The organism is Erwinia wuhanensis, from assembly GCF_030484085.1.
Lineage (GTDB): Bacteria > Pseudomonadota > Gammaproteobacteria > Enterobacterales > Enterobacteriaceae > Erwinia > Erwinia aeris.
The window spans coordinates 358,080-381,267 of the sequence record NZ_JAUJUH010000001.1; the positions used below are offsets into that span (position 1 = coordinate 358,080).

Sequence of the window (23,188 nt, forward strand, 5' to 3'; positions counted from 1 at the left end):
TACCGACTCCTTACTCGTTCACCGGTTGAGGGACTTTGGCCCATTCATCGAGCGTGGCAACCGTCTCCGCCAGCAGCGTGGCAAAGGCGGTATCGTGGGCAAGCGGGCCAAACAGCGCCTCGTCGGCGGCAAAACGTGCGAGCGCGTCCGGGCTTGCCATGATGCGGTGCCAGCTTTCTGCTTCCAGCGCGCCATCCTGATAGACATAAGGAAGCTCGCCGCGATGCCAGCGCTGTAAAAACAGGAAGAAGAGCGCGGGCAGCACCGCCGTCGCGCGAGGCGTCTCGCCACGGGCGTAGCATTCCGTCAGGGTCGGCGTAATAAATCCCGGGATTTTTGACAGGCCGTCCGCCGCGACCCGCTGGTTGGTATCGCGGATATAAGGATTGGCAAAGCGGGCCAACACTACGTCGCGGTATGCTTCCAGCTCAAGCGGGCTGGGCGACAGCGAGGGAATAACGTCCTGGGTCACATACTCCCAGGCCATCTCTTTGATCGCCTGGGTCTGCGTGCTCTGGTGAATAAAGTCCTGTCCGACCAGCGTCCCTGCCCAGGCGATGCAGCTGTGGCTGGCGTTAAGAATGCGGATTTTCGCCTCTTCCCACGGCAGAACGGAGTCGACCAGGGTCACGCCGACCTTCTCCAGTGCAGGTCGTCCGGCGGCAAAGTTATCTTCAACCACCCATTGAATAAAGGCTTCGCCCATAACCGGTGCGCTGTCGGCAAAACCGGTCGCTTCCAGCACGCGCGGGGCGATATCCGCCGTCGGGCGCGGAGTAATGCGATCCACCATCGTATTGGGCGAGGTCGTCTGCTCCGTTACCCACGCCAGCAGCGCATCGTCGTGACATAAACGCAGAAAAGCGAGAAAGCCCTCACGGAAACGCTCGCCGTTATGCCGCAGATTATCGCAGTTTAACAGCGTAACCGGCTGACCATGCGCCTGCATTCGCGCCTGCAAAACGCGGCGTAACGCGCCATAAAGCGTGCGCGCTTCGCCCTGCAAATCTGCGGTAATATCAGGGTGACGCGGATCGAGACGGTGGTCGCTGTCCAGGTAGTAGCCGCTCTCGGTGACGGTAAAGGCGATCACTTTCGTGGCGGCGTCTGCGCCTCGCGCAACCATAGCCGTCAGCCCGGCGTCCCACGGGACGATATGTTTGATTGAGGTAATTTTCTCATACTGACGTTCGCCTGTTGGGGTGACCGTTTCCAGCACGTATTCGCCGTTTTGCTGCGTCAGGGCATTCAGCAAGGGCACGGCATCATCGCGAATATTGCTGAGCGCGATTTCCCAGCGCGGGCCGTCCTGCTGCAACAGACGATGCAGATACCAGGCCTGATGGGCGCGATGAAAAGAACCGGCGCCGATATGTAACCAGACAGAGGGGGAAGCAGCGGTCATCATTCTCTCCTGTAAATGGGCTTTTGCTCTTGTGTTGAGCTTTTGCTTAGTTGCGTTACAGCCTGGTGAATTTTTTACCAACGGTCTGCGGGAGCGATCACAAAATTTGCTTTTGCCCGTCAATCGGGCAATTATTCGGATTGGGCTTAAGGAGTGGGATATCACAATGAGCAAGCACGACAAAAAGCTGGATCTGGCGGCCAGAGCAGCCTGGATGTATTACGTGGCGGGAGAAACTCAGCAGGATATCGCTGAAAAACTTGGCGTATCGCGTCAGGTAGCGCAGCGGCTGGTGGCGCTGGCGTCAGAACAGGGGCTGGTGAGCGTCAGCGTCAATCATGCCGTGGCCGACTGCATGACGCTGGCGCAGCAGCTACAGGAAAAATTCAGCCTGGCGTTTTGTCAGGTAGTGCCGTCTGGCAATGTGGAAGGCAGCGGCTTACAGCAGATGATTGCCGTAGCGGGTGCGGAAGTGATGGCGCAAACGCTGAAAAGCGAGCGGCCGCAAATTGTCGCGGTAGGATCGGGAAGAACCCTGCGGGCCACTATCAACGAGCTGCCAGAGCTGGACAGGCCGCAGCACAGCTGCGTTTCGTTGATCGGCGCTATCGCCAGTGACGGCTCCTGTACCCGTTACGATGTGCCGCTGTGGATGGCGGAAAAAACGCAGGGACGCTATTTTATCCTGCCCGCGCCGCTGTATGCCGACAGCGTCGACGATCGCGATTTGTGGTGCAATCATCGCATCTACCGCACCGTTACGGAGAAGGCCGCCCAGGCGGATATTATGTTTGTCGGCATTGGTCAGGTTTCGCCGGGCTGCCCGCTGAACGCGGATGGCTTTATCAGCGACGATGAAGTGGCCACGCTGTTGGCGGATCGGGTGGCCGCAGAGATGCTTGGCCATTTTATCGGTGAGGAAGGCGAAAGAGCGGCAACCGCTCTGGACAGCCGTTTGACCAGCGTGCGGCTGACGGCCCATACCCAACGCAATATCGTCGCCTTTGCGGGAGGCAGCGAAAAGCATCGGGCGATAGCCGCCGTGCTAAAGGGCGGTTGGATCAGCGGGCTGGTCACCGACGAGGCGAGCGCACGTTATGCGCTGGCGGCGTCCGCCTGAAGTTTTGCCAGAGCGGCCCGGTGAGGATACCATTACACTATCCTTAATCGTGGCCACCGGGGAACCTGTATCATGAGCTTTAATGATGAAGACCTGTTTAAAGACGCGATGGAAGACGTTACGCCGCTCAAGGATTGCAGCAACATTCTTTGGTTAAAATCCCCTTCGACGAAATCGCCTCGCCAGCGCCAGGAAGAGCAGCAGCTGGATAATCCGCTGACCAGCGGCTTTTTGACCGTTATCCCCCGGGAAACGCCGTTGGAATACAAAGCGGAGGGGATCCAGCAGGGCGTGCTGGATAAGCTGCGGTTGGGCAAATATCAGATCGATGCCAGTCTTAATCTGCTGCGTCAGCCGGTGGAAATCTGCCGTCAGTCGCTTTACAGCTTTATGCTGCAGGCGGAGCGCGAAAATTACCGCAATCTGCTGATCGTGCATGGCAAAGGCAAAGAGGATGAATCGCACGCCAATATCGTCCGCAGCTATCTGGCGCGCTGGCTACAGCAGTTTGATCAGGTGCAGACGTTTTGCAGCGCTCAGCCGCAGCACGGCGGCAACGGCGCCTGCTATGTGGGGCTACGTAAAAGCGAGCAGGCGCGCCTGGACAATCGCGAACGGCACGCCAAGCGCAGCCGCTAGCCGGAGTGGGATTTACGGATGGTCGCCATCAGCACTTCGGCGCTGCGGCTAAGGGGCGCGCCGGTACGGGTAATGATGCCAACCGGTTCGCCCGGCCCATGTGAGGCGACGGGCAGCGCGGCCAGCGCATTATGCAGCAGGTCGTCTTTGATCGCGCCGGAAGGCACGAACCAGACATAGTTATAGCGAAGCGCCAGCTGACGGGCGAGCGAGGTCGCAGAGGTTTCCACTACCGCGTCCGGCAGGCGGCAGCCGTGATCTTTCAGCATCGCATCGGCGATACGGCGCGGCGCGGTGCCCTCCGGTGAAATCACTACGGGCCAGTTAAGCGCCCGCGACAGCGTGACGTTGTCACTTAATAGCGGGTGTTCGGGCCTTACCACCAGCCGCAAAGACTCCAGAAACAACAGCTCGTAGGTCAGCCCGGTCATCATCTCCGTTTCGGCCATGCGGCCAATACCAACTTCAAATTCGCCCGCTCTCAGTCCGGCAAGCAGCACGTTGTTGTGCAGCGTAGCGACCTGAACCAGCGTTCTGGGCTGCTGCTGGTGAAAGCGTTCCAGAATTGAAGGCAGCATCCCCAGCGCTACCGTGGTTAACACGCCGATGCGCAGCACGGCCGGATCGCGCGCGGCCACGGGGCTGAGCGACTGACCGGCATGGTTAAGCGCATCCAGAATCCGCACCGCATGGGTCAGAAACTGCTCGCCCGCCGTGGTCAGCTGCGCGCCAAGACGGCCTCGCTCAAACAGTCTGGCCCCGGCCATCTCTTCCAGCTCGTTCAGTGTCTTTGACAGCGCAGGCTGGCTAAGCGACAGCACCTCGGCGGCGCGCCCCAGCGTGCCTTGCTGCGCCACGGCGACAAAAGTATGCAGATGGCGCAGACGAATGCGCTGATTAAACAGGTAATTTTTTTCCATAACTGCAGCGTAGTCAGCAAGGTGGCGGGCAGGCAAGCGGCGCGTTGGAATACTGTTAACCTTATTGCAAAATTTCATTAACATAAGGGCGTTTTTCCATCACTTTTCGCCGCCCGGAGGCAATAGCCTCATCACCTTTACTGATAAAAGCCCTTTTTTTCCTTGCGGATGCTTGCTTTTTTCGGGGAAATTGCTACACAAACGGGTAATTCACCGGGTGAAATCGATAACAATCCGTTATGATAGCCAACACTTTTTTTCGGAACCGACGCCAGCCGCTTTGCACACTGCTGGCCATGGAGCGTTAACGTGGAGAGTATTGTTGCGACAGATGTCCGCGCCCTGATCAACGAAGGCGGCGTCACTCGTTATCAGCAACGTATTATCGCCCTTTGCTTTGCGGTAGTGGCGATGGACGGCATGGATATCGCCCTGATGGGCTTTATCGCGCCGGCGCTTAAGGTTTCCTGGGGCGTCACCACGCAGCAGCTGGGCGCTATCATCAGCGCCGCGCTGATCGGTCTGGCGCTGGGCGCCCTGTTTGCCGGCCCGCTAGCCGATCGCTTTGGCCGTCGCGTCATCATCATCAGCAGCGTTTTTTTCTTTGGCCTGTGGACGCTGGCGACCGCCTTTTCGCATAACGCCGATCAGATGATGCTGTTCCGCTTTCTTACCGGCCTTGGGCTGGGCGCGGCCATGCCCAACGTGGGCACACTGGTGGCGGAATACTCTCCCGAACGCAAGCGCGCTTTCATTATTACCGTGGTGTTCTGCGGCTTTACCTTCGGCGCGGCGGGCGGCGGCTTTGCTGCGTCCTGGCTAATCCCTCATTACGGCTGGCACGCCGTGCTGATTCTGGGCGGGCTGCTGCCGCTGCTGATCGTGCCGCTGTTGCTGAAATGGTTACCGGAATCGGTGCGCTTTTTGCTGTCGCGGCAGGCGCCCGTAGAGCGCATCCGGCAGATAGTTGAAAAAATGGCGCCGGGCCAGGTACAGCAGGGAAGCCAGTTCGCCATGGCGGAAAAAGCGCAGCGCGAGGGCGCGGTGAAGCTGGTGCTGACGCGACCTTATCTCTCCGGCAGCGTGCTGCTGTGGGGCAGCTACTTTATGGGGCTGTTTCTGGTCTATCTGATCGGCAGCTGGCTACCTTCGCTGGTGAAAGATATGGGCATGACGGTTACGCAGGCCGCGCTGGTGACCGCCATGTATCAGGCCGGCGGCACCGTTGGCTCGCTGTTTGCCGGCTGGATGATGGATCGCTTTAACGCCAACCTGGCGCTGGCCGCCATCTACTTTACCGGCGCTATCGCGACGGTAGCGATTGGCTACGCGCCAGCAAATACGCTAATGCTGAGCCTGGTCGCTTTTTGCAGCGGTTTCTGCCTTAACGGGGCTAATACCGGCATGAACGCGCTGTCGGCCAGCTATTATCCTACCCACGCCCGCGCGACCGGCTCCAGCTGGATGCACGGCGTAGGGCGCATGGGCGCTATTCTCAGCGCCTTTGCCGGCGCGCAGATGCTGGCGATGGGCTGGCATATTACGGAAGTTTTCTCCAGCCTGGCTATTCCGGCTGTGCTGACCTCGCTGATGCTGCTGGCGAAATACCGCTTCGGCCACCAGCGTAGCGAAGAATAGTTTCCGGCCAGCCGTCGTCATTTCGTCGTCAAACGCATGCCTGAAACGGCGCGGTAATAGCTTTCAGCCAGCCAGCGTCATTTCGTTATCAAACCGTGTCGGAAACGATGCGGTAATAGCTTTCAGCCCGCCGTCGCCATTTCGTTATCAAAGCCGTGTCGGAAACGATGCGGCTTGAGCTGACTTTGGCTGTAAATATCCCCTTACGCCTTGCAAAAGAACGACGTTGATTTCCCGGTTCTGTTGATTAGCAGGCTGCAAATTACAGCATGAACTGAACGGTTCGATAAATAATAATCATTTGATTAATAATCAGAAAAATTGGAAGAGCATGATCCAAATGTTAAGGGACCGTAAGCATTTTCTGTAAATGAGGTCACCTGTTGGACTTTGCCGTGGCGCTTGCAAATAATAGTCAGCAGATTACTCAGGACGCAGCAATGAAAAACGAACGCTTGATAAGGATAAGGACGGCAGAAGGGACCCTGTGCGGCAGTCTGGATAAGGACGTTTTTGTTTTCAGGGGAATACCTTATGCCGCGCCGCCTGTCGGCGAGTATCGCTGGAGATCGCCGAAGCCGGTAACGCCGTGGCAGGGAGAGCGTGACGCCACGGCATGGGGGGCGGCCAGCTGGCAGAACCGGCAATATTGCATGGCGGTGGGCGGCGGCGATCCGGGCGCGTTCAGTGAGGATTGTCTCTATCTGAACGTCTGGACGCCGGAAACGGAGCCGGCGGGCCCAATGCCGGTCATGGTCTGGATCCACGGCGGCGGTTTTACCATTGGCGCGGCGGGCCTGGCGCCCTATATCGGCCAGCCGCTGGCCTCGCAGGGCGTGGTGGTGGTTACCCTTAACTATCGGCTGGGTCATCTGGGATTTTTTGCGCATCCGGCGCTGGATAAAGAGTATGCGCCGGGCGAAGTCGTCAATAATTTTGCGCTGCTGGATCAAATCGCTGCTTTGCAATGGATACAGCGTAATATCGCTGCCTTCGGCGGCAATCCGCATAACGTAACGATCTTCGGAGAATCATCCGGCGCGCGCAGCGTGCTTTCGCTTTTTTCCTCGCCGCTTTCGGTTGGATTGTTCCATAAAGGCATCGCGCAAAGCCCCTATGCTCTGCCCGATCTACCGCGCGAAAAGGCGTTGGCAAACGGCGAAAAGCTGGCCCGCCATTTTGATTTGCCGCACGCCACGGCGGAGCAGCTGCGCGCGCTGCCTGCCGACGCCTTCTGGCCGCTGGAGAGTTCGCTGGCTAACGGCCCGGTGGCGATAGCGGGCGATCGGGTTTTACCCGTACCCATGCTGAAAGTCTTTAACAACGCCGCCCAGCACAAACTGCCGTTAATGATCGGCAGCAACAGCGATGAGGCCAGCGTCCTCAGCTATTTTGGGGTCGATCCCGCGCTGATTATCCGGCAGCTGCGCGCCACGCAGCGCCTGGGATTGCGTATGAAAATGATCCGCCTGCTGTACGACGGCCTGTATGATGACGACAAGCTCGGCAGGCAGGTGGCGCGTGATATGACTTTTACCGCCATGGGCTATATCGCCGCACTCTCCCACGCCCGCAAAGGTATCCCTGTCTGGCGCTACTACTTCGATTACGTATCAGAAAATTCGCGTGACCTTTATCCTGAAGGAACCTGGCACGGCAATGAGATCCCCTATACGCTCAATACCCTCGACGAGCTGACCACGCAAATGGGCGATCGCCCCTTTACCGCAGGCGATCGCGAGTTTGCTAAAAAGGTTAGCGGTTACTGGCTGAATTTTGCCCGCCACGCCAGCCTCTTTTCTCACCGGCTCGAAGGCGAACCCGACTGGCCGGTTTGGCAGCCTGGCGCAGACGTAATGATGCGCTTCGGCGAAACGGGCCCGACGCTCAGGCTGGAGAAAAACTTTATGCGCAGACGGATGCAGCTGTTTCGCCTGCTGATGAAAAATATTGTTAAACTCCGCGAATAATTTTTTAACATCGTCCCGCTGGATTTATAACGGATTAAAAAACAAATAACAGGCGCAGCAAGGACTTAACGCTGCGTTATGGTCAGTAACGCCCTGAATAAGAAAGAAATAATTACTCATGATTTTGTTGGCGATGCCGATAACTCCTGTCAAGCGTCCACCACGCAGGACGAGCACTCGGGTTTTAACATCGTTACGGAGTAGTTATGAATTTGCTAAAAGATTTTACCATCCGCAGCGTAATGCTGTCGATCCTCGGGCTTTTCTGCCTGCTGTGGACGGCGGTGGGCATTTACAGCGTCTGCGCGCTGAATTCGCTGGGCCAGGGCAACGAGGTTGACCGTGAGCTGGTGAACCAGATGACCACCCTGAGCAAGGGCAACGATCAATATTTTCGCTTTATTACTCGTCTGACGCGCGCAGTAGAATCCCGCCAGGCGGGAAGCCCAACGGCGGCTGCGGATATGGCCTCGGTACAAAAAGCGCTGGATAACATGACCACGCTGCTGGCCGATTTCAAAGCCGAAGCGCCAGGCCCACTGGCACCAGGCTACGCTGCTGCCGTCATCGCCAGCTGGCAGAAACTGCTGGACGAAGGGGTTCTGCCGCAGATGCAGCTGGCGCAGCAGGCGTCGCCGGACGATTTTCGTCGTCATGCCGCCAGCGTGACGCCGCCGCTCAGCCGCGCTTTTGGCGCCAGCGTGGATAAATTCAACCTTGCCGCTGGCGAAAAGCTGGACGTGACGCGCGTCACCGTCGATCACCTGACCGACATGACTAAAATGATCATTGTTATGGCGGTGATTGCCGGCCTGCTGATCCTGCTTTTTACCGACCGCTACCTGGTAAAAATGCTGGTGCGCCCGCTGGATGGAATGCGCGAGCACTTCCGCCGCATCGCCGAGGGCGATTTGAGCCATCCGCTGGAAGATATCGGCCGCAACTGCGTTGGCCGACTGATGCCGCTGCTGCGCGCCATGCAGGATAGCCTGCGTGAAGCCGTCAGCGCCATCCGCAGCGGCACGGATAATATCTACCGTGGCGCGGCGGAAATCTCTTCCGGTAACAACGATCTTTCCTCTCGCACCGAACAGCAGGCCGCCGCGCTGGAAGAAACCGCCGCGAGCATGGAGCAATTAACGGCCACCGTGAAATTCAACGCCGATAACGCGCGTCAGGCCAGCGAACTGGCGCAGAGCGCCTCAACCACCGCCAGCAAGGGCGGCAAGCTGGTAAAAGACGTGGTGGATACCATGCAGGGCATTTCCGGCAGTTCTCGCAAGATTGCGGAAATCACCAGCGTGATTAACAGCATCGCTTTCCAGACCAACATTCTGGCGCTGAACGCAGCGGTAGAGGCGGCGCGGGCAGGCGAGCAGGGCCGTGGTTTCGCCGTGGTAGCCAGCGAAGTGCGCAACCTTGCCCAGCGCAGCGCCGGGGCGGCGAAAGAGATTGAAACGCTGATCGCAGATTCCGTTACTCGAGTAAATCAGGGATCCCGACTGGTTGGCGAAGCCGGTAGCACCATGGACGACATGCTACAGGCGGTAGCGGAAGTTGTGGAGATCATGAAGCAGATCGCCTCCGCTTCGGAAGAGCAAAGCAAGGGCATTTCGCAGATTGGCACCGCCATTACCGAAATGGACAGCGTGACGCAGCAAAACGCCTCGCTGGTGGAAGAGGTTTCTACAGCGGCCAGCGCGCTGGAGCGCCAGACCGAAGAGCTGACGCTCTCCGTTTCTAAGTTCCGTCTCTCACCGGCTACAGCCGCCAGGCCGTCACCGACGCCTTACGTCAAGGCCGCGCCGATTAGCGCACGGCCAGCCGTGGCGAAAGCCAGCGCCGATGACTGGGTCTCTTTCTGATCCTCGTTATGCCTTAGCCTGAAGCGCCGTAACCCGGCGCTTTTTTTATGCCTGCCGCGCGGCCAGCAGGCAAAGCTGCTCTGCCACCTGATAAGACTTCACAAAGGAGGAGACCGGCAGGAATTCAAAGCGGGAATGGAAGTTGTGCGCGCCGGTAAAAAAGTTTGGCGTCAGCAGGCCCTTCGCCGACAGCGCCGCGCCATCGGTTCCGCCGCGCATCGGCGTAACCTTCGCGGTAATGTTCAGCGTCTCCAGCGCGGCAAACAGCAGATCTATCGCTCGTCGATCTTCGCCGATAGCGTTGCTGATATTGCTGTAGATCTCGCTGATGCTGACCTCCACCTTGCCGGTCGGATACTGTCCGGCAATCAAGGCGGCGACCTCGTTGATTTGCTGCTTGCGTTGCGCAAAGCCCGTCAGCCCGAAATCACGGATAGAGGCTTTTAGTCTTGCCTCGCTCGCGTTTGCCGTCATCTCGTTAAACCAGATATAGCCTTCACGTCCGGCCGTGTGCTCCGGCGTCTGGCGGCGGTCAAAATGGCTGATAAAATCCCAGGCCATCAGCAGGGGATTCACCAGTACGCCTTTGCCTGACATCGGATGCGCCGGCACGCCGGTGAAGCGGATATCCGCCGACGCCGCGTTGAAATTTTCATAGACCACTTCGCCCAGCTCGCAGCAGTCAATGGTATAAGCGAAATCGACGTTAAAGCGTTTCTCCAGATCCAGCGCTTTGGCACCGCGCAGGCCGATCTCTTCATCAGGCACAAAGGCGACCACGATATCGCCGTGCGTCGCTGCGTCGCGGAGGTTTTCCAGGAGCGTCATCACGACCGTAACGGCCGCCTTATTATCGGCGCCCAGCACGCTGGTGCCGTCGCTAAAGATAATTTCCTCATGCTGATAAGGGACGATCTCCGGGTGTTCAGCCACCCGCAGCCAGATCTCCTGTTCACTGTTGAGGCAGAGATCCTGGTCTTCAAAGCGCAAAATCTGCGGGTGAATATGGGGCGAGAGGCCGACATCGACGGTGTCGATATGGGTGATAAAACCGATACGCGGCGCGCCCGGCGCCTTGCCGGGCAGGACAGCGGTAACGGTCGCGCATTCATCGACCTGCACATTTTCCAGCCGCAGGGCGCGCAGCTCTTCCGCCAGCAGGTTAGCCAGCGTCTGCTGACCGGGCGTGCTGGGCAGGCTGGTCGCGGCGGCATCGCTCTGGCTGGTGACGGCAAGATAGCGGAAAAAACGGCTGGTTAACTGGCTGGCCAGTTGCTGAGACATAGACAATCCTGTGCTTAAGAGAAGAAAAGGGCCGGGCGGCCCTGCTTATCAGCAAACGCCAAAGTCGCCGTCTTCATGGTAAAGATTGACCGAGCTGGCAGGCACCTCGATCTCTTTTTTGTCGGCGTCATCCACTCTGGCACAATAAAGCGTCTCGCCTTTAACCTGCAATACCACCATCTTTGGGCCGCCGGTTTTACTTTGCACAATATCATCAGTTTTAAACATGGTATTTCTCCTGTGGTCTCCTTCTATTAACGGTTAGTAAATGAGCATTTGCAAGTGCTTCGTCAGCAAACTGCTGAAAAGTCACTATACTTACCCTTCATGCAAAGCAAACGGGAGGATATTGATGACTATTCATAAGAAAGGTCAGGCACACTGGGAAGGCGATATCAAGAAAGGTAAGGGCACTATCAGCACCGAAAGCGGCGCGCTGAAAGAACAGCCTTACGGTTTCAACACCCGCTTTGAAGGCAAGCCGGGCACTAACCCGGAAGAGCTGATCGGCGCGGCACACGCTGCCTGCTTCTCGATGGCGCTCTCGCTGATGCTGGGTAACGAAGGTCTGGTGCCGGACAGCATTGACACCACGGCGGACGTCTCGCTGGATAAAGTTGGCGAAGGCTTTAAGATCACCAAAATCGCGCTGCAGAGCCAGATCGCTCTGCCGGGCGTCGACAGCGCTAAGTTTGATGAAATCATCAACCAGGCCAAAGCGGGCTGTCCGGTTTCCCAGTTGATGAATGCGGAAATTACGCTGGATTATAAGCTGAACTAATCGGGCCCCGATACCCTGCCGCCCGGCAGGGTATTATTTCTTCTTTCTACTGAAAATATCTTTATAGCGCACTGGCAATGTGTTGCTAATTACCCGTTAATTAAATCCCCTCGGTAAACATCCTCTGAATAACCTGGCCGATCTTAACAGCAGGTCTGTTTAATCAGCGTTATCTCCAACGCGCTATTTTATTTCGCTTCTGCCGGGGCGCGCATTCAGGATTAACCGTAACATCAGTAAGTTGTATGGATAAATATCAAACCGAATTCCCTTTGCTATTTGGATAAAACAAGGTTAATAGTGGTTTGCGGCTTGATTCCGACTCAGGCTTCACGGCATTGATATCCGGCACTGACTTAATCTGTTAATCAGGGGAGAAGGGGATGAAGCAATCGGTATTGAAAGGAGTAACAGCCGCTATGCTACTGGCAGCGGCAACGGGCGCGGCGGCCAATACGCTGGTATTCTGCTCGGAGGGATCGCCAGAAAATTTTAATCCGCAGCTTTATACGTCAGGCACCAGCGTAGATGCCAGCGCCGCGACCGTTTATAACCGGCTGGTGGACTTTAAGCCCGGCACCACTGAACTTATGCCAAGCCTGGCAGAAAGCTGGGATATCAGTGCTGACGGCACCGTTTACACCTTTCATTTACGCAAAGGCGTAAAATTTCAAAGCAACCGCTATTTTCATCCCACGCGCGATTTTGGCGCAGACGACGTAATTTTTTCTTTTATGCGGCAGAAAGATCCGCAGCACCCTTATCACAACGTTTCCGGCGGCACCTACGCCAACTTTGAAAGCCTGGAGTTCGGCTCGCTGATTAAAAATATCGAGAAACTGGACGAGCACACCGTGCGCTTTACGCTGGCCCATGCCGAAGCGCCGTTTCTGGCCGATCTGGCCTGGTATTTTGCTTCTATTCTTTCGGCTGACTATGCCGATGCCATGCTGAAAGCGGGCACACCGGAGAAGGTCGACAGCGATCCGCTCGGCACCGGGCCTTTTGTGCTCGCGCAGTATCAGAAAGATTCGCGCATTCTTTACCGCGCTTTCCCTGAATACTGGCAGGGGAAAGCGAAGCTGGACAGGCTGGTTTTCTCTATTACCCCGGATGCCTCGGTACGTCTCGCCAAGCTGACCAAAAATGAATGCCAGGTGATGCCGTTTCCCAACCCGGCCGATTTGCCCAAAATACGGGCGGACAGCAATCTGGTGGTGATGCAAAAACCCGGACTCAACACGGGCTTTCTGGCGTTTAACACGCAAAAAGCCCCGACGGATAACGTCCGGGTGCGCCAGGCGCTGGCGATGGCGATCAACAAACCTGCGATTATCGACGCTATTTTTCAGGGGACGGGCACGACGGCGAAAAATTTGCTGCCGCCTGACGTCTGGAGCGCCGCCAGCGATTTACAGGATTATCCTTACGATCCGCAGCGCGCTAAAGCGCTGTTGAAAGAGGCGGGCGTGGCGCCGGGCACCGCCATAGAGCTGTGGGCGATGCCGGTTCAGCGGCCTTACAACCCCAACGCGCGCCGTATGGCGGAGATGATCCAAGCCGACTGGCAAAAAGTGGGCATCAACGCCCATATCGTCACCTTTGAATGGGGCGAGTATTTGCAGCGCGTTAAAAACGGCGAGCATCAGGCGGCGCTGATGGGCTGGACCACCGCGACAGGCGATCCGGATAATTTCTTCGGGCCGCTGTTCAGCTGTACCGCGGCGAAAGGCGGATCGAATTCGGCTAAGTGGTGTTACAAGCCGTTTGATGCGCTGATTACTGAGGCGCGCTCGGAACAGGATCATCAGAAGCGCGTGGTCCTTTACCGCCAGGCGCAGCAGATGATGCACGATCAAATGCCGGCGGTGATGATTGCCCATTCCACCATTTTTGAACCGGTACGCAAAGAGGTGACGGGCTATCAGGTTGATCCTTTTGGCAAACACCTTTTCTGGCAGGTCGATCTTAAATAGCCGCGGCTATTCGGCGCGGGAGCGGGCCATTTCAGCGCCCGTTCCCGCTGTGCTTGCCTAATTCTTCGCAGGCATAGGCAAGGAACAGATTCAGCGCCGCTGAACGCTGACGGCCGGTCACGGTCTGAACCTGCAATGTACGCTGGGTCAGCTGATCGATCCCGAGAGAACGCAGCGCCAGATCCAGCCCGGCGTACTGGAACAGCACCGTGAACGGGCTGCATAGCGTGATCGCCAGCGGGTTTTGCTGTAAAAATGCATAGAGCGTGCTGAAATTATTGCAGGTGAGTACCGGCTCGATAAAGGTGCCGTTCATCTGACAGGAGAGATCAAACAGCTGGCGCACCGTGGTAGCGCGATCGGGCAGCGCCATCGGCCAGGCGGATAAATCCTGCAGCCGGATCGACTTTTCCGCCAGCGGATGGTCTTTACGCATCACCATCAGCACCGGCGCGGGCCAGGAGCCCAGCACCTCGACGCCGCGCTCCGGATGCAGGCTGAACTGAAAAGCCACATCGCATTCGCCCTGGCGCAAAATATCCGCCACCTCCTTAACGCTTCCTACGGTCAGGTTAAAGCTGACCGCCGGATTGAGCTGACGGAACCGCGAACATAGCCCCGGCAGCAGGCTGAACGCCATGCCGTCGGTACAGGCGACGCGCAGCGCCGTGCGCCGTACCGCCTTCAGGCCTTTGATTTCCGCTTTTGCCTGCTCCATGCCCAGCAGGCTTCGCCTGACGTGACCCTCAAAAATTCTGCCCGCATCGTTAAGGATCATACCGCGCGCATGACGCTCAAACAGCGGCGCGCCAATATCTGCCTCCAGACGCTGGATCTGACGACTGATAGCCGAAACGGCCACAAACAGCTGCTGGCTGGCGGCGCTAAGCGAACCTGTACTGGCGACGGCCAGAAAATAGCGGACTTCAGGACTAAGCATAAACCTGCCTCTTTATGGTGCATGCTGCCTGGTAGTGCAGCGAACCTTTGCTTTTGCAGCAAAGCTTGTTTGATATTTTTATAATTGTGGCAAAGCCAGATTTTAGCTTAGATGGAAGCCATAACACTATAAAAGCAAACACAGGTGACTTATGACCCTCGAGCAGCTTCTGACGCAGGCCACGGCATGGTTTGACCGCGGTGAGTTTAAACAGGTGCTGGCCAGACGCATCGCCATTCGTTCCGAAAGCCAGCGGGAGAACCGCGAGGCGGAGATCCAGCGCTACCTGCAGCAGGAAATCGCCCCGGCCATGCAGGCAATGGGCTTTGAGCTAATCGCAATCGATAATCCTCAGGCGCCGCGCTACCCGTTTCTGCTGGCCTCGCGTATTGAAGACGCCGCGCTGCCGACGCTGCTCTGCTACGGACACGGCGACGTAGTGTTCGGCGACGACGAAAACTGGCGCGAAGGGCTGGCTCCGTGGCGGCTGACGGAAGAGGGCGACCGCTGGTACGGGCGGGGCAGCGCGGACAACAAAGGCCAGCACTCGGTCAATATCGCCGCGCTCGAACAGATCTACGCGGCTCGCGGCGGCAGGCTGGGGTTTAACTGCAAATTTTTGTTCGAAATGGGCGAAGAGATCAGCTCGCCCGGCCTGGCGCAAATCTGTCGCGAAAACCCGGAACTGCTCGGCGCAGATATTTTTATCGCCTCTGACGGCCCCAGGCTGAGTGCCGAAAGGCCCACGCTGTTTCTTGGCTCGCGCGGGGCGGTAAACGTTCGGCTGAGCATCAACACCCGCGATCGCGACTACCATTCCGGCAACTGGGGCGGCCTGCTCAGCAATCCTGGCACCCAGCTGGCGAACGCTTTTTCCTCTCTGGTGAATCAGCATGGCCAGCTTCAGGTTGCGTCGCTGAAGCCGCCGGCGCTGACGGAAGAGATCCGCGCGATCCTGAGCGACATTACCCTGCAACAGGATGTCAACGGCCCGCAGATCGATGCGCAATGGGGCGAAGCGGGGCTGACGCCCACTGAACGGCTCTATGGCTGGAACACTCTGGAGATGCTGTCCTTTCTGACGGGCAATCCGGCGCGGCCAATGAACGCTATTCCCGGCAGCGCAACGGCGGTCTGCCAGCTGCGTTTTGTGCCGGGCACCGACTGGGAAAACATTGAGCGTCACCTGCGTGAGCACCTGGCCGCAGCAGGATTCAGCCAGGTAGAAGTGAAGATGCTGCGCGGCTCGCCAGCAACCCGGCTCGATCCGCGCAATCCGCTGGTGGGCTGGGCGCTGGAGGCAATACAGCAGGTCAGCGGCAAAAAGCCCGCGCTGCTGCCAAACCTGGGCGGTTCACTGCCGAATGACGTCTTCGCGCATATTCTGAACCTGCCCACGCTCTGGATCCCGCACTCCTATCCGGCCTGCGGCCAACACGCCGTGGATGAACACATGCTGCAATCTGTTGCGCGTGAGGGTTTGCAGATAATGACCCGGCTGCTGTGGGATCTGGGCGAGAAGGGCAGCGAACTGATTGCCAGCCACCAGCGGTTCAGGCAGCAGCAAGGAGGCGCGCAATGAGTACCTTAATCGACCGGCAGCGTTCTGTAGCGGCCACGCCCAACCTGTATAAAACGCTGTTCGCCACCTGTATCGGCAACGCGCTGGAGTGGTTCGATATTGCGATTTATGGCTTCTTCGCCAGCTATATCGCGCAGGCTTTTTTCCCCACGGCGGATCCGGCGGTGTCGCTGCTGCTGACCTTCGGCAGTTTTGGCGTTTCTTTTCTGATCCGCCCGCTTGGCGCGGTGGTGCTGGGCGCCTATGCCGATCGTGTCGGGCGCAAAAAAGCGCTGCTGATGTCCATTTCCCTGATGATGCTGGGCGGCGCTATCATTGTTCTTATGCCCGCTTACGCCACTATCGGCCTGGCCGCGCCGGTGTTGGTGCTGCTGGCTCGCCTGATCCAGGGTTTTTCCGCCGGCGGCGAATTCGGCAGCTCGACGGCTTTCCTGGTTGAGCACTTCCCGCAGCGCCGCGCTTTTATCGCCAGCTGGCAGTTCGCCACTCAGGGAGCCAGCACGCTGATGGCTTCGGCGTTTGGTCTTGGGCTGGCACACTCTCTGAGCGAGGCGCAGATGGAAAGCTGGGGCTGGCGCCTTCCTTTTGCCTTCGGCCTGCTGATTGGCCCGGTCGGGCTGTACATTCGTCGTCATTTGCACGAGCCGGAAAGCTTCAGCCGCCGCGAGAAAATTCGCTCGCCGCTTCGGCTGTTGGCAGGGCAGCAGAAAAGCCTGATGCTGCTGGCGATCGGCCTGATGATTATTTCAACCGGCATCAACTATATGCTTAACTACGTGCCGACCTACGCCACCAAAAGCCTGCATCTTTCTGCGACCACGGCCTTCAGCGCCACGCTGCTTGCGGGCATAATCCTGACGGTGGTCACGCCGCTGATGGGGCTGTGGGCGGAAAAAATCGGGCGCAGGCCGCTGATGTGGGGCTCGCTGTCGCTGCTGCTGGTAACTATTTATCCGGCTTTCGCGCTGGTGGTGAACCAGCCGACGGCGGGCAGGCTGCTGTTGCTGGTCGGCTGGTTGGCGCTGCTGAAATCGGTCTACTTCTCAGTGGTGCCGTCAATGATGGCCGATCTCTTCCCGGTGACCACGCGCGCCAGCGGTATGGCGATTAGTTACAACGTCGCTGTGACCTTGTTTGGTGGTTTTGCGCCGCTGATCTGTACGTTGCTGATTAGCGCGACCGGCACCAGCCTGGCACCGGGCTATTACCTGATGGCACTGACGCTGCTCAGCGGCTGGGCGCTACTGAAAAGTCAAACCAGGCCAGGAGAAGAACAAACGGGCGAGCGGGGTGAAGCGCTGTAGAAGCAGCCCGAAACGAAAGGTTCATGCCTTTAGTAAAAACTCTGGCAACCGGCCAGGAACGAGCCTTTGTTAAAAACTCTGGCAACTGGCCAGGAACAAAAGATGCGTGCCTTATAAAACCAGCCTGAAACAACGGATATGCGCCTTTCAGGCTATGTGCAGCAACCAAACGCGACAGGCGCGCGCCTTTCTAAAGCGATAAAAAGCCCGCGTGGCTATGACGCGGGCCAAACAGGGCGGCGATCGATACGGCTAAGCCAACCCTGGCTTAACTGGCGGTGACCACTTTAATTGCCAGGCCGCCACGAGAAGTCTCACGATATTTAGCATTCATATCTTTTCCCGTTTCATACATGGTTTCAATCACCTTATCCAGACAGACCCGAGGCTCGCTGACGCGATAAAGCGCCATCCGTGCCGCGTTAACCGCTTTGACGGCCGCGATGGCGTTGCGCTCAATGCAGGGTACCTGCACCTGGCCCGCCACCGGATCGCAGGTCAGCCCAAGGTTATGCTCCATGGCAATCTCCGCCGCGATGCAAACCTGGGCTGGGCTGCCGCCCAGCAGTTCGGCCAGCCCGGCGGCTGCCATGGAGCAGGCGACGCCCACTTCTCCCTGGCAGCCTACTTCCGCGCCCGAAATCGAGGCGTTCATCTTATACAGCGAGCCAATAGCGCTGGCGGCCAGGATAAAGCGAGCCAGCGAACCGGCGTTGACTTCACGAATAAACTTATCGTAATAGGCAAGCACCGCCGGGATAATACCGCAGGCGCCGTTGGTCGGTGCGGTTACCACGCGGCCGCCCGTGGCGTTTTCCTCGCTGACCGCCAACGCAAACATATTGATCCAGTCAACTACCGCCAGGGGATCGCTGGTGGTTTTATCGCTGCTGACCAGCGTGCGGCGCAGGGCTGCCGCACGACGCGGCACCCGCAAACGGCCTGGCATAATGCCTTCCGTAGTCATGCCGCGAGCAATGCCGTTGCTCATGACTTCCCACAACCGCAACAGGTAAGCATCCAACTCCTGCGGAGAATGTAAAGCCCGCTCGTTTTGCATCATCAGCCCGGAAAGCGACAGCCCGGTTTCGGCGCAGTGCTGGCGCAGGTCGGCGGAATTTTTATAGGGTCAGGGCACCGCAACGGCGCTTTGCCGTGGCTGATGAAAATGCGCTTCATCAACGATAAAGCCGCCGCCCACGGAATAGTAGACTCTGGTCAACAGGCGCCGGGAACCGGCAAAGGCGGTAATACGCATCCCGTTTTCATGAAGCGGCAAATTCACGCTGTGAAAAACCATGCACTGCTCAAGCGGAAAGGCGACTTCGTGTTTGCCTTCAGCCAGGGGAAGACGACCCGTAGCAGCCAGCTGCTGCATAAAAGGCGCAATGGCATCAATATTGACGCTTTCCGGCAGCCAGCCGGCCAGCCCCATAATAATAGCGGTGTCGGTATTGTGCCCTTTGCCCGTCGCCGCAAGCGAGCCGTATAAATCGACAACCAGCGAGGTGGCGTCAAGGAGCAGATGGTGGGCAATTAATTCATCAATAAAAGTTTTACCGGCCTTCATTGGCCCGACGGTATGCGAGCTGGAAGGCCCGATACCGATTTTAAACATGTCGAAAACGCTAATCATAAAAACTCCGCGCGAAAAGAGAAGGCCCGGCCGATTAATTCATCAGCGAGTAAACAATGCCCGAAATGGCGACCAGGCCTGCCAGCACCACGAAAAGGTTGCTGAGGTGGCCGCGATACTGCTGCATCGCCGGGATCCTGCGGATCGCATACATCGGCATCAGGAACAGGATCATGGCGATCACCGGGCCGCCGAGCGTTTCGATAATGCCCAGAATGCTGGGATTCAGCGTGGCGACAAGCCAGCAGGTCAGCAGCATAAACAGCGCCGTCAGGCGGTTAAGCTTTTTCGGCCCGATCTCTTTTCCGACGGAGCGCAACGATTTTGCTACGATGCCGTTAAACCCCTCGCGCGCGCCTAAATAGTGTCCCAGGAAAGATTTTGTTATAGCGATCATGGCGATAATCGGCGCCATCCAGGCGATAACCGGGGCGTTAAAATGATTGGCCAGATAAGAAAGAATGGAGATATTTTGCGCTTTAGCCGCGGCCAGATCGGCCGGCGTCAGGCTGAGGACGCAGCTGAAAACAAAAAACATCACCGTCAGCACCATCATGCCGTGCGCGCGTGCCAGAATGCGGGAACATTTCGGCTCGGCGTCCGCGCCATACTCTTTGCGTTTGGCGACGGCAAAAGAAGAGATAATTGGCGAATGGTTAAAAGAAAATACCATCACCGGTATCGCCAGCCAGAGCGTCAACATCAGGCTGCCTGAGCTGGTCGTAGTAAAAGAAAGCGTATCCAGCGCGGCGCTGTTCCAGCGAGGGATCAGATAAACGGCCAGCACCATCAGCGCGGCGACAAATGGAAAAACCAGCACGCTCATCGCTTTTACGATCATCTGTTCGCCAAACCGCACGATAGCCATCATCGCCACGATCAACAGCAGCGACAGCACCATACGCGGTGGGCTGATCATACCCAGCTGATGCGTCAGAAAACTCTCTACCGTATTGGTTATCGCCACGCTGTAAACCAGCAGAATAGGATAGATAGCTAAAAAATAGAGCAGGGTTATCAGCTTGCCTGCGCCGCGACCAAAATGTTCTTCCACCACTTCCGTTATATCTTCGCCGGGATTTTTACCCGACAGCACAAAACGAGTCAGCCCGCGATGGGCGTAATAGGTCATAGGGAAGGCGAGAAGGGTCATAATAATCAGCGGAATTAACCCGCCAACGCCGGCATTGATCGGCAGGAAAAGCACCCCTGCGCCGATGGCGGTGCCGTATAGTCCCAGCATCCAGACGGTATCGGTTTTACGCCACGTCGTAGCGGCAAGCGGTTCTGCGGCTGCCTGAGGAATATGCATTGTACTCTCCGGTTAAAATAATAATCTAAAAAGCTGCCAAATTATCAAAATTTAGTATGGGTTATTCCGCTCGGAGCGCGATATTAAACTACTCAGGCGGCGGCAAGGAAACTAACCTGAACGCGCCGGATAAACAGTGATCCGGATCTCGCATCGGATATTAAAAAAGTTTTAACGCGCACTTTATTATTTTGCTGAGAAGGTTTGTTGAGTATTAATAATCAGGAGGGATAAAAATCAGGCTGGAAATAAAATATATTTTATATTTTAAAAAAATTAACTAAGCGGAGGTAACATGCATAATTATAAGCGCGTGGTAACTTTTGAGTGAGAAGAAAAAGGCCGACTACCATCGGCCCTGGTTATTCAGCGTGCCTGTAAATAAACGACGTGGGTCTGTAGATATTCTTCCAGGCCGTGGCGACCGTCGGCGCCGCCAATGCCGGATTTACGCCAGCCAGCATGGAAACCCTGCATCGCTTCAAAATTTTCGCGGTTAACGTAGGTTTCGCCAAACCGCAGCTTTTTCATCGCCTGCATCGCCGTATTCAGGTTTTCGGTAAAAATGGAGGAGGTTAGCCCATATTCGCTGTCGTTAGCCAGCGCGATCGCGTCATCCAGCGTTGCGAAGGGGATAACCGGCAGCACCGGGCCAAAAGTCTCTTCCCGGATGATAGCCATGTCCTGGCGTACGTTGGTCAGCAGCGTTGGCTCAAAGAAGAACCCGCGATCGCCTTTGCGTTTGCCGCCAGCCGCTACAGTCGCGCCCTGTTCCACAGCATGGGCCACTTTGTGCTCCAGCCGCGCCAGCGCGTCGGCAGAAATCAGCGGGCCCATATCCAGCGTGTCGTCCTGCGCGGGATCGCCGCAGCTGACCGCATTAAAAGCCGCCGTCAGGCGGCGCACCACCTCATCATAAACGCCTTCCTGGACATAAAGGCGCTCCGTACAGTTGCAGACCTGCCCGGTATTAATCATGCGCGAAGCCACGATGGCTTTTACCGCCAGATCCAGATCCGCATCGTTCATGACGATGGCGGGCGCTTTGCCGCCCAGCTCCAGCGCGACTTTGGTGACGTTTTTTGCCGCCGCCTCCAGCGTGGCGATCCCGGCGTTTACGCTACCGGTCAGGCTGACCATTCCCACTTCCGGGCTGGCGGCCAGAGCCTGTCCTACCTCCGGCCCATAGCCGGTTACCAGATTGAACACGCCCGGCGGCAGCCCAATCTCTTCAACGATTTCAGCAAATATTATCGCGTTGGCCGGCGTCAGCTCGCTGGGTTTGATCACAATGGTATTGCCGGTTATCAATGCCGGAGCGGCTTTGCGGGCAATCAGGAAAAAAGGGAAGTTCCACGGCAGGATCCCCGTGGTCACGCCAATCGCTTTTTTCAATATCAGGATGGTTTCGTCAGGGCGATCGCTTTGCACAATCTCTCCTTCATAACGGCGCGCCCATTCGGCCATATAGTCCAGATAGTCTGCGGTAAACAGCACTTCCGTCTGGGCCAGCTGCTGCGTTTTGCCGCCTTCCGCCACGATAGTGGCGGTCAGCTCCGCTTCACGACGACGAATGCCTGCCGCAATCTGGCGCAGCCAGCGTCCACGTTCAACGGCCGGTAACGCTTCCCAGGCGGGTTGGGCAGCTTTGGCCGCGCTGATGGCGCGATCGGCCTCTTCTTTATCGCTTTGCGGGATGCGGCACAGCAGCGTTTCGGTAGCGGGGTTAATTACGTCAATCCAGCGATCGCTGCGATTCTCAACAAACTGGCCGTTAATAAAACAATGATGCAGGCGCGTCACAGGCGTCGTCTCCGTAAATGATATTTTGTGTTTTAGTTAATGCAATGTTGCAGTTATGCTGCCGCATTGAGAGAGTTAATGCCTTTCTCTGAGCGCCACGCCACGCGTGAAACTGGCAAAAAGACAAAGAGATTTGACGAAGAGTGCTGAATAAACAGCAGTTTAATGGAGATATTTGGCTGTTTTTCAGAACAAAGACAGATAACCTGTATCTGTGATCGCAGACGGGATAAGACGGTGGATTTTGCCATTTTCATGCCGGCGCAGGCAGCCAGCCAAAGGTGTGGAGAGAGGCAACCTTCGTAGACTCAGCCTACCGGGAATTTTACCCTCCTATGAAGGAAAAAAAGCATGAGCCACCTTATCTTTGCAGGTATTTTCTGGCATCTGGTGGGCGCGGCCAGCGCCGCCTGCTTCTATGCGCCATTTAAAAAAGTGCGTCACTGGTCCTGGGAAACCAAATGGTGCTCTGCATAGCCCAGGCGGAGCGGGAAGGTAAACGCAGCACCAGCAAAATTCTGGCAATGGGCCTTGAGGCCAACCCCAGTTTTGTCCGTAAAATGATGGTGCCGCTGACCCGCGATGGCATTATCGTCTCTACGCTGGGCCGTACCGGAACTATCCGGCTGGGGCGTCCGGCGGAGGAGATTACGCTTTGCGATATCTATACTTCCGTGCTGGAGGATAAACCGCTGCTGGCAGGCCGCCCGGAAGTGCCGGCGCGTTGTCTGGTTAGCGCCAACACCTGCTGGTTCTTTAAAGAGCTGGCTCACGAGGCCGAGCAGGCGTCGCTCAACGTGCTGGCGAAGCGGACGGTTGCCGACGCGCTACGGGAAATCTATGAGCGCGACCGCCGCTATCCCGAAGGCAGTTGCGAGGCGATGAAAACCCGTGAAAATGCTGAAACCTGAAAGGCAAGATAACCCTGAATATGGCCGGGCACTGACAATGCCCGGCTTTTTTATTGTCTTAAATCCTGTCGGGCCGCCACGGCTGCCGTAATCTTTACGCAC

General features: G+C 57.1%; 17 protein-coding genes and 2 pseudogenes. 11 read left to right on the top strand and 8 right to left on the bottom strand.

What is annotated here, in order from left to right:
- Positions 1 to 10: 10 nt before the first annotated feature.
- A complete protein-coding gene (gene dalD, locus QZH36_RS01655) occupies positions 11 to 1,405 on the bottom strand; it encodes a D-arabinitol 4-dehydrogenase (RefSeq protein WP_301251723.1) in 1,395 nt (464 codons plus the stop codon).
- A 166-nt stretch (positions 1,406 to 1,571) separates the two neighbouring features.
- On the opposite strand from dalD, the gene QZH36_RS01660 reads away from it, so the two are divergent.
- Both QZH36_RS01660 and smrA read left to right on the top strand, forming a co-directional pair.
- Positions 1,572 to 2,525 (top strand): sugar-binding transcriptional regulator, encoded by a 954-nt coding sequence (locus tag QZH36_RS01660; protein WP_301729507.1) that lies wholly within the window; start codon positions 1,572 to 1,574, stop codon positions 2,523 to 2,525.
- A 72-nt stretch (positions 2,526 to 2,597) separates the two neighbouring features.
- Positions 2,598 to 3,164: a DNA endonuclease SmrA gene (gene smrA, locus QZH36_RS01665; protein ID WP_253453983.1), complete on the top strand. Its 567-nt coding sequence runs from the start codon at positions 2,598 to 2,600 to the stop codon at positions 3,162 to 3,164.
- On the opposite strand, the gene QZH36_RS01670 is transcribed toward smrA, so the two are convergent.
- Positions 3,161 to 4,084 carry a LysR substrate-binding domain-containing protein gene (locus QZH36_RS01670; protein ID WP_253453985.1) on the bottom strand — a complete coding sequence of 308 codons (924 nt, stop codon included), beginning with the start codon at positions 4,082 to 4,084 and terminating at the stop codon, positions 3,161 to 3,163. The genes smrA and QZH36_RS01670 overlap by 4 nt on opposite strands.
- 309 nt (positions 4,085 to 4,393) lie before the next feature.
- Here QZH36_RS01670 and QZH36_RS01675 point away from each other — a divergent pair, with 309 nt between their 5' ends.
- The 3 genes from QZH36_RS01675 to QZH36_RS01685 all read left to right on the top strand — a co-directional run bounded on the left by QZH36_RS01675 (position 4,394) and on the right by QZH36_RS01685 (position 9,557).
- Entirely contained in the window at positions 4,394 to 5,722 is a 1,329-nt protein-coding gene (locus QZH36_RS01675) for an MFS transporter (protein ID WP_301729508.1), read from the top strand.
- A 440-nt stretch (positions 5,723 to 6,162) separates the two neighbouring features.
- Entirely contained in the window at positions 6,163 to 7,692 is a 1,530-nt protein-coding gene (locus QZH36_RS01680; RefSeq protein WP_301729509.1) for a carboxylesterase/lipase family protein, read from the top strand.
- A gap of 206 nt (positions 7,693 to 7,898) precedes the next feature.
- A complete protein-coding gene (locus QZH36_RS01685; protein WP_301729510.1) occupies positions 7,899 to 9,557 on the top strand; it encodes a methyl-accepting chemotaxis protein in 1,659 nt (552 codons plus the stop codon).
- A gap of 45 nt (positions 9,558 to 9,602) precedes the next feature.
- Here QZH36_RS01685 and pepT read toward each other — a convergent pair whose 3' ends face one another.
- Both pepT and QZH36_RS01695 read right to left on the bottom strand, forming a co-directional pair.
- The gene (pepT, locus tag QZH36_RS01690; protein WP_301729511.1) at positions 9,603 to 10,841 is read right to left on the bottom strand and encodes a peptidase T; all 1,239 of its coding nucleotides are present in this window, start codon (positions 10,839 to 10,841) and stop codon (positions 9,603 to 9,605) included.
- 48 nt (positions 10,842 to 10,889) lie between these two features.
- Positions 10,890 to 11,069 carry a GDFGVC terminal motif YodC-like protein gene (locus QZH36_RS01695; protein WP_125287631.1) on the bottom strand — a complete coding sequence of 60 codons (180 nt, stop codon included), beginning with the start codon at positions 11,067 to 11,069 and terminating at the stop codon, positions 10,890 to 10,892.
- A 124-nt stretch (positions 11,070 to 11,193) separates the two neighbouring features.
- Here QZH36_RS01695 and QZH36_RS01700 point away from each other — a divergent pair, with 124 nt between their 5' ends.
- Together QZH36_RS01700 and QZH36_RS01705 are read left to right on the top strand one after the other, a co-directional pair.
- Positions 11,194 to 11,622 carry an OsmC family protein gene (locus QZH36_RS01700; RefSeq protein ID WP_125287630.1) on the top strand — a complete coding sequence of 143 codons (429 nt, stop codon included), beginning with the start codon at positions 11,194 to 11,196 and terminating at the stop codon, positions 11,620 to 11,622.
- Positions 11,623 to 12,041: 419 nt separating this feature from the next.
- Positions 12,042 to 13,598 carry an ABC transporter substrate-binding protein gene (locus tag QZH36_RS01705; protein WP_445235111.1) on the top strand — a complete coding sequence of 519 codons (1,557 nt, stop codon included), beginning with the start codon at positions 12,042 to 12,044 and terminating at the stop codon, positions 13,596 to 13,598.
- Between the two features lie 31 nt (positions 13,599 to 13,629).
- On the opposite strand, the gene QZH36_RS01710 is transcribed toward QZH36_RS01705, so the two are convergent.
- Complete coding sequence (locus tag QZH36_RS01710) at positions 13,630 to 14,538, bottom strand: LysR family transcriptional regulator (RefSeq protein ID WP_301729513.1); 909 nt, start codon at positions 14,536 to 14,538, stop codon at positions 13,630 to 13,632.
- Positions 14,539 to 14,689: 151 nt separating this feature from the next.
- On the opposite strand from QZH36_RS01710, the gene QZH36_RS01715 reads away from it, so the two are divergent.
- Both QZH36_RS01715 and QZH36_RS01720 read left to right on the top strand, forming a co-directional pair.
- Positions 14,690 to 16,120 (top strand): M20 family metallopeptidase, encoded by a 1,431-nt coding sequence (locus QZH36_RS01715; RefSeq protein WP_301729514.1) that lies wholly within the window; start codon positions 14,690 to 14,692, stop codon positions 16,118 to 16,120.
- A complete protein-coding gene (locus QZH36_RS01720; protein ID WP_301729515.1) occupies positions 16,117 to 17,424 on the top strand; it encodes an MFS transporter in 1,308 nt (435 codons plus the stop codon). Before QZH36_RS01715 ends, QZH36_RS01720 begins: the two co-directional genes overlap by 4 nt.
- Before the next feature lie 268 nt (positions 17,425 to 17,692).
- Here QZH36_RS01720 and QZH36_RS01725 read toward each other — a convergent pair.
- The 3 genes and pseudogenes from QZH36_RS01725 to aldA form a co-directional block, all read right to left on the bottom strand.
- Positions 17,693 to 19,060 (bottom strand): annotated as a pseudogene (locus tag QZH36_RS01725) (L-serine ammonia-lyase).
- A gap of 34 nt (positions 19,061 to 19,094) precedes the next feature.
- Positions 19,095 to 20,372: an HAAAP family serine/threonine permease gene (locus tag QZH36_RS01730; protein ID WP_301729516.1), complete on the bottom strand. Its 1,278-nt coding sequence runs from the start codon at positions 20,370 to 20,372 to the stop codon at positions 19,095 to 19,097.
- A gap of 366 nt (positions 20,373 to 20,738) precedes the next feature.
- Complete coding sequence (gene aldA, locus QZH36_RS01735; protein ID WP_301729517.1) at positions 20,739 to 22,175, bottom strand: aldehyde dehydrogenase; 1,437 nt, start codon at positions 22,173 to 22,175, stop codon at positions 20,739 to 20,741.
- Between the two features lie 351 nt (positions 22,176 to 22,526).
- Here aldA and QZH36_RS01740 point away from each other — a divergent pair.
- Together QZH36_RS01740 and QZH36_RS01745 are read left to right on the top strand one after the other, a co-directional pair.
- Positions 22,527 to 22,640 (top strand): annotated as a pseudogene (locus tag QZH36_RS01740) (L-rhamnose/proton symporter RhaT); the annotation flags it as partial.
- Positions 22,637 to 23,086, top strand: a complete 450-nt coding sequence (locus tag QZH36_RS01745) for an RrF2 family transcriptional regulator (protein WP_301729518.1) — start codon at positions 22,637 to 22,639, stop codon at positions 23,084 to 23,086. The pseudogene QZH36_RS01740 and the gene QZH36_RS01745, both read left to right, overlap by 4 nt.
- The last annotated feature ends 102 nt before the right edge of the window (positions 23,087 to 23,188 follow it).

Coding starts and splice junctions, on each gene's coding strand:
- QZH36_RS01695 (WP_125287631.1), bottom strand. CDS start 11,069: ATGTTTAAAACTGATGATATTGTGCAAAGTAAAACCGGCGGCCCAAAG.
- QZH36_RS01705 (WP_445235111.1), top strand. CDS start 12,042: ATGCTACTGGCAGCGGCAACGGGCGCGGCGGCCAATACGCTGGTATTC.
- QZH36_RS01720 (WP_301729515.1), top strand. CDS start 16,117: ATGAGTACCTTAATCGACCGGCAGCGTTCTGTAGCGGCCACGCCCAAC.
- QZH36_RS01710 (WP_301729513.1), bottom strand. CDS start 14,538: ATGCTTAGTCCTGAAGTCCGCTATTTTCTGGCCGTCGCCAGTACAGGT.
- smrA (WP_253453983.1), top strand. CDS start 2,598: ATGAGCTTTAATGATGAAGACCTGTTTAAAGACGCGATGGAAGACGTT.
- QZH36_RS01670 (WP_253453985.1), bottom strand. CDS start 4,084: ATGGAAAAAAATTACCTGTTTAATCAGCGCATTCGTCTGCGCCATCTG.
- QZH36_RS01730 (WP_301729516.1), bottom strand. CDS start 20,372: ATGCATATTCCTCAGGCAGCCGCAGAACCGCTTGCCGCTACGACGTGG.
- QZH36_RS01715 (WP_301729514.1), top strand. CDS start 14,690: ATGACCCTCGAGCAGCTTCTGACGCAGGCCACGGCATGGTTTGACCGC.
- QZH36_RS01680 (WP_301729509.1), top strand. CDS start 6,163: ATGAAAAACGAACGCTTGATAAGGATAAGGACGGCAGAAGGGACCCTG.
- QZH36_RS01660 (WP_301729507.1), top strand. CDS start 1,572: ATGAGCAAGCACGACAAAAAGCTGGATCTGGCGGCCAGAGCAGCCTGG.
- dalD (WP_301251723.1), bottom strand. CDS start 1,405: ATGACCGCTGCTTCCCCCTCTGTCTGGTTACATATCGGCGCCGGTTCT.
- QZH36_RS01700 (WP_125287630.1), top strand. CDS start 11,194: ATGACTATTCATAAGAAAGGTCAGGCACACTGGGAAGGCGATATCAAG.
- pepT (WP_301729511.1), bottom strand. CDS start 10,841: ATGTCTCAGCAACTGGCCAGCCAGTTAACCAGCCGTTTTTTCCGCTAT.
- QZH36_RS01685 (WP_301729510.1), top strand. CDS start 7,899: ATGAATTTGCTAAAAGATTTTACCATCCGCAGCGTAATGCTGTCGATC.
- QZH36_RS01745 (WP_301729518.1), top strand. CDS start 22,637: ATGGTGCTCTGCATAGCCCAGGCGGAGCGGGAAGGTAAACGCAGCACC.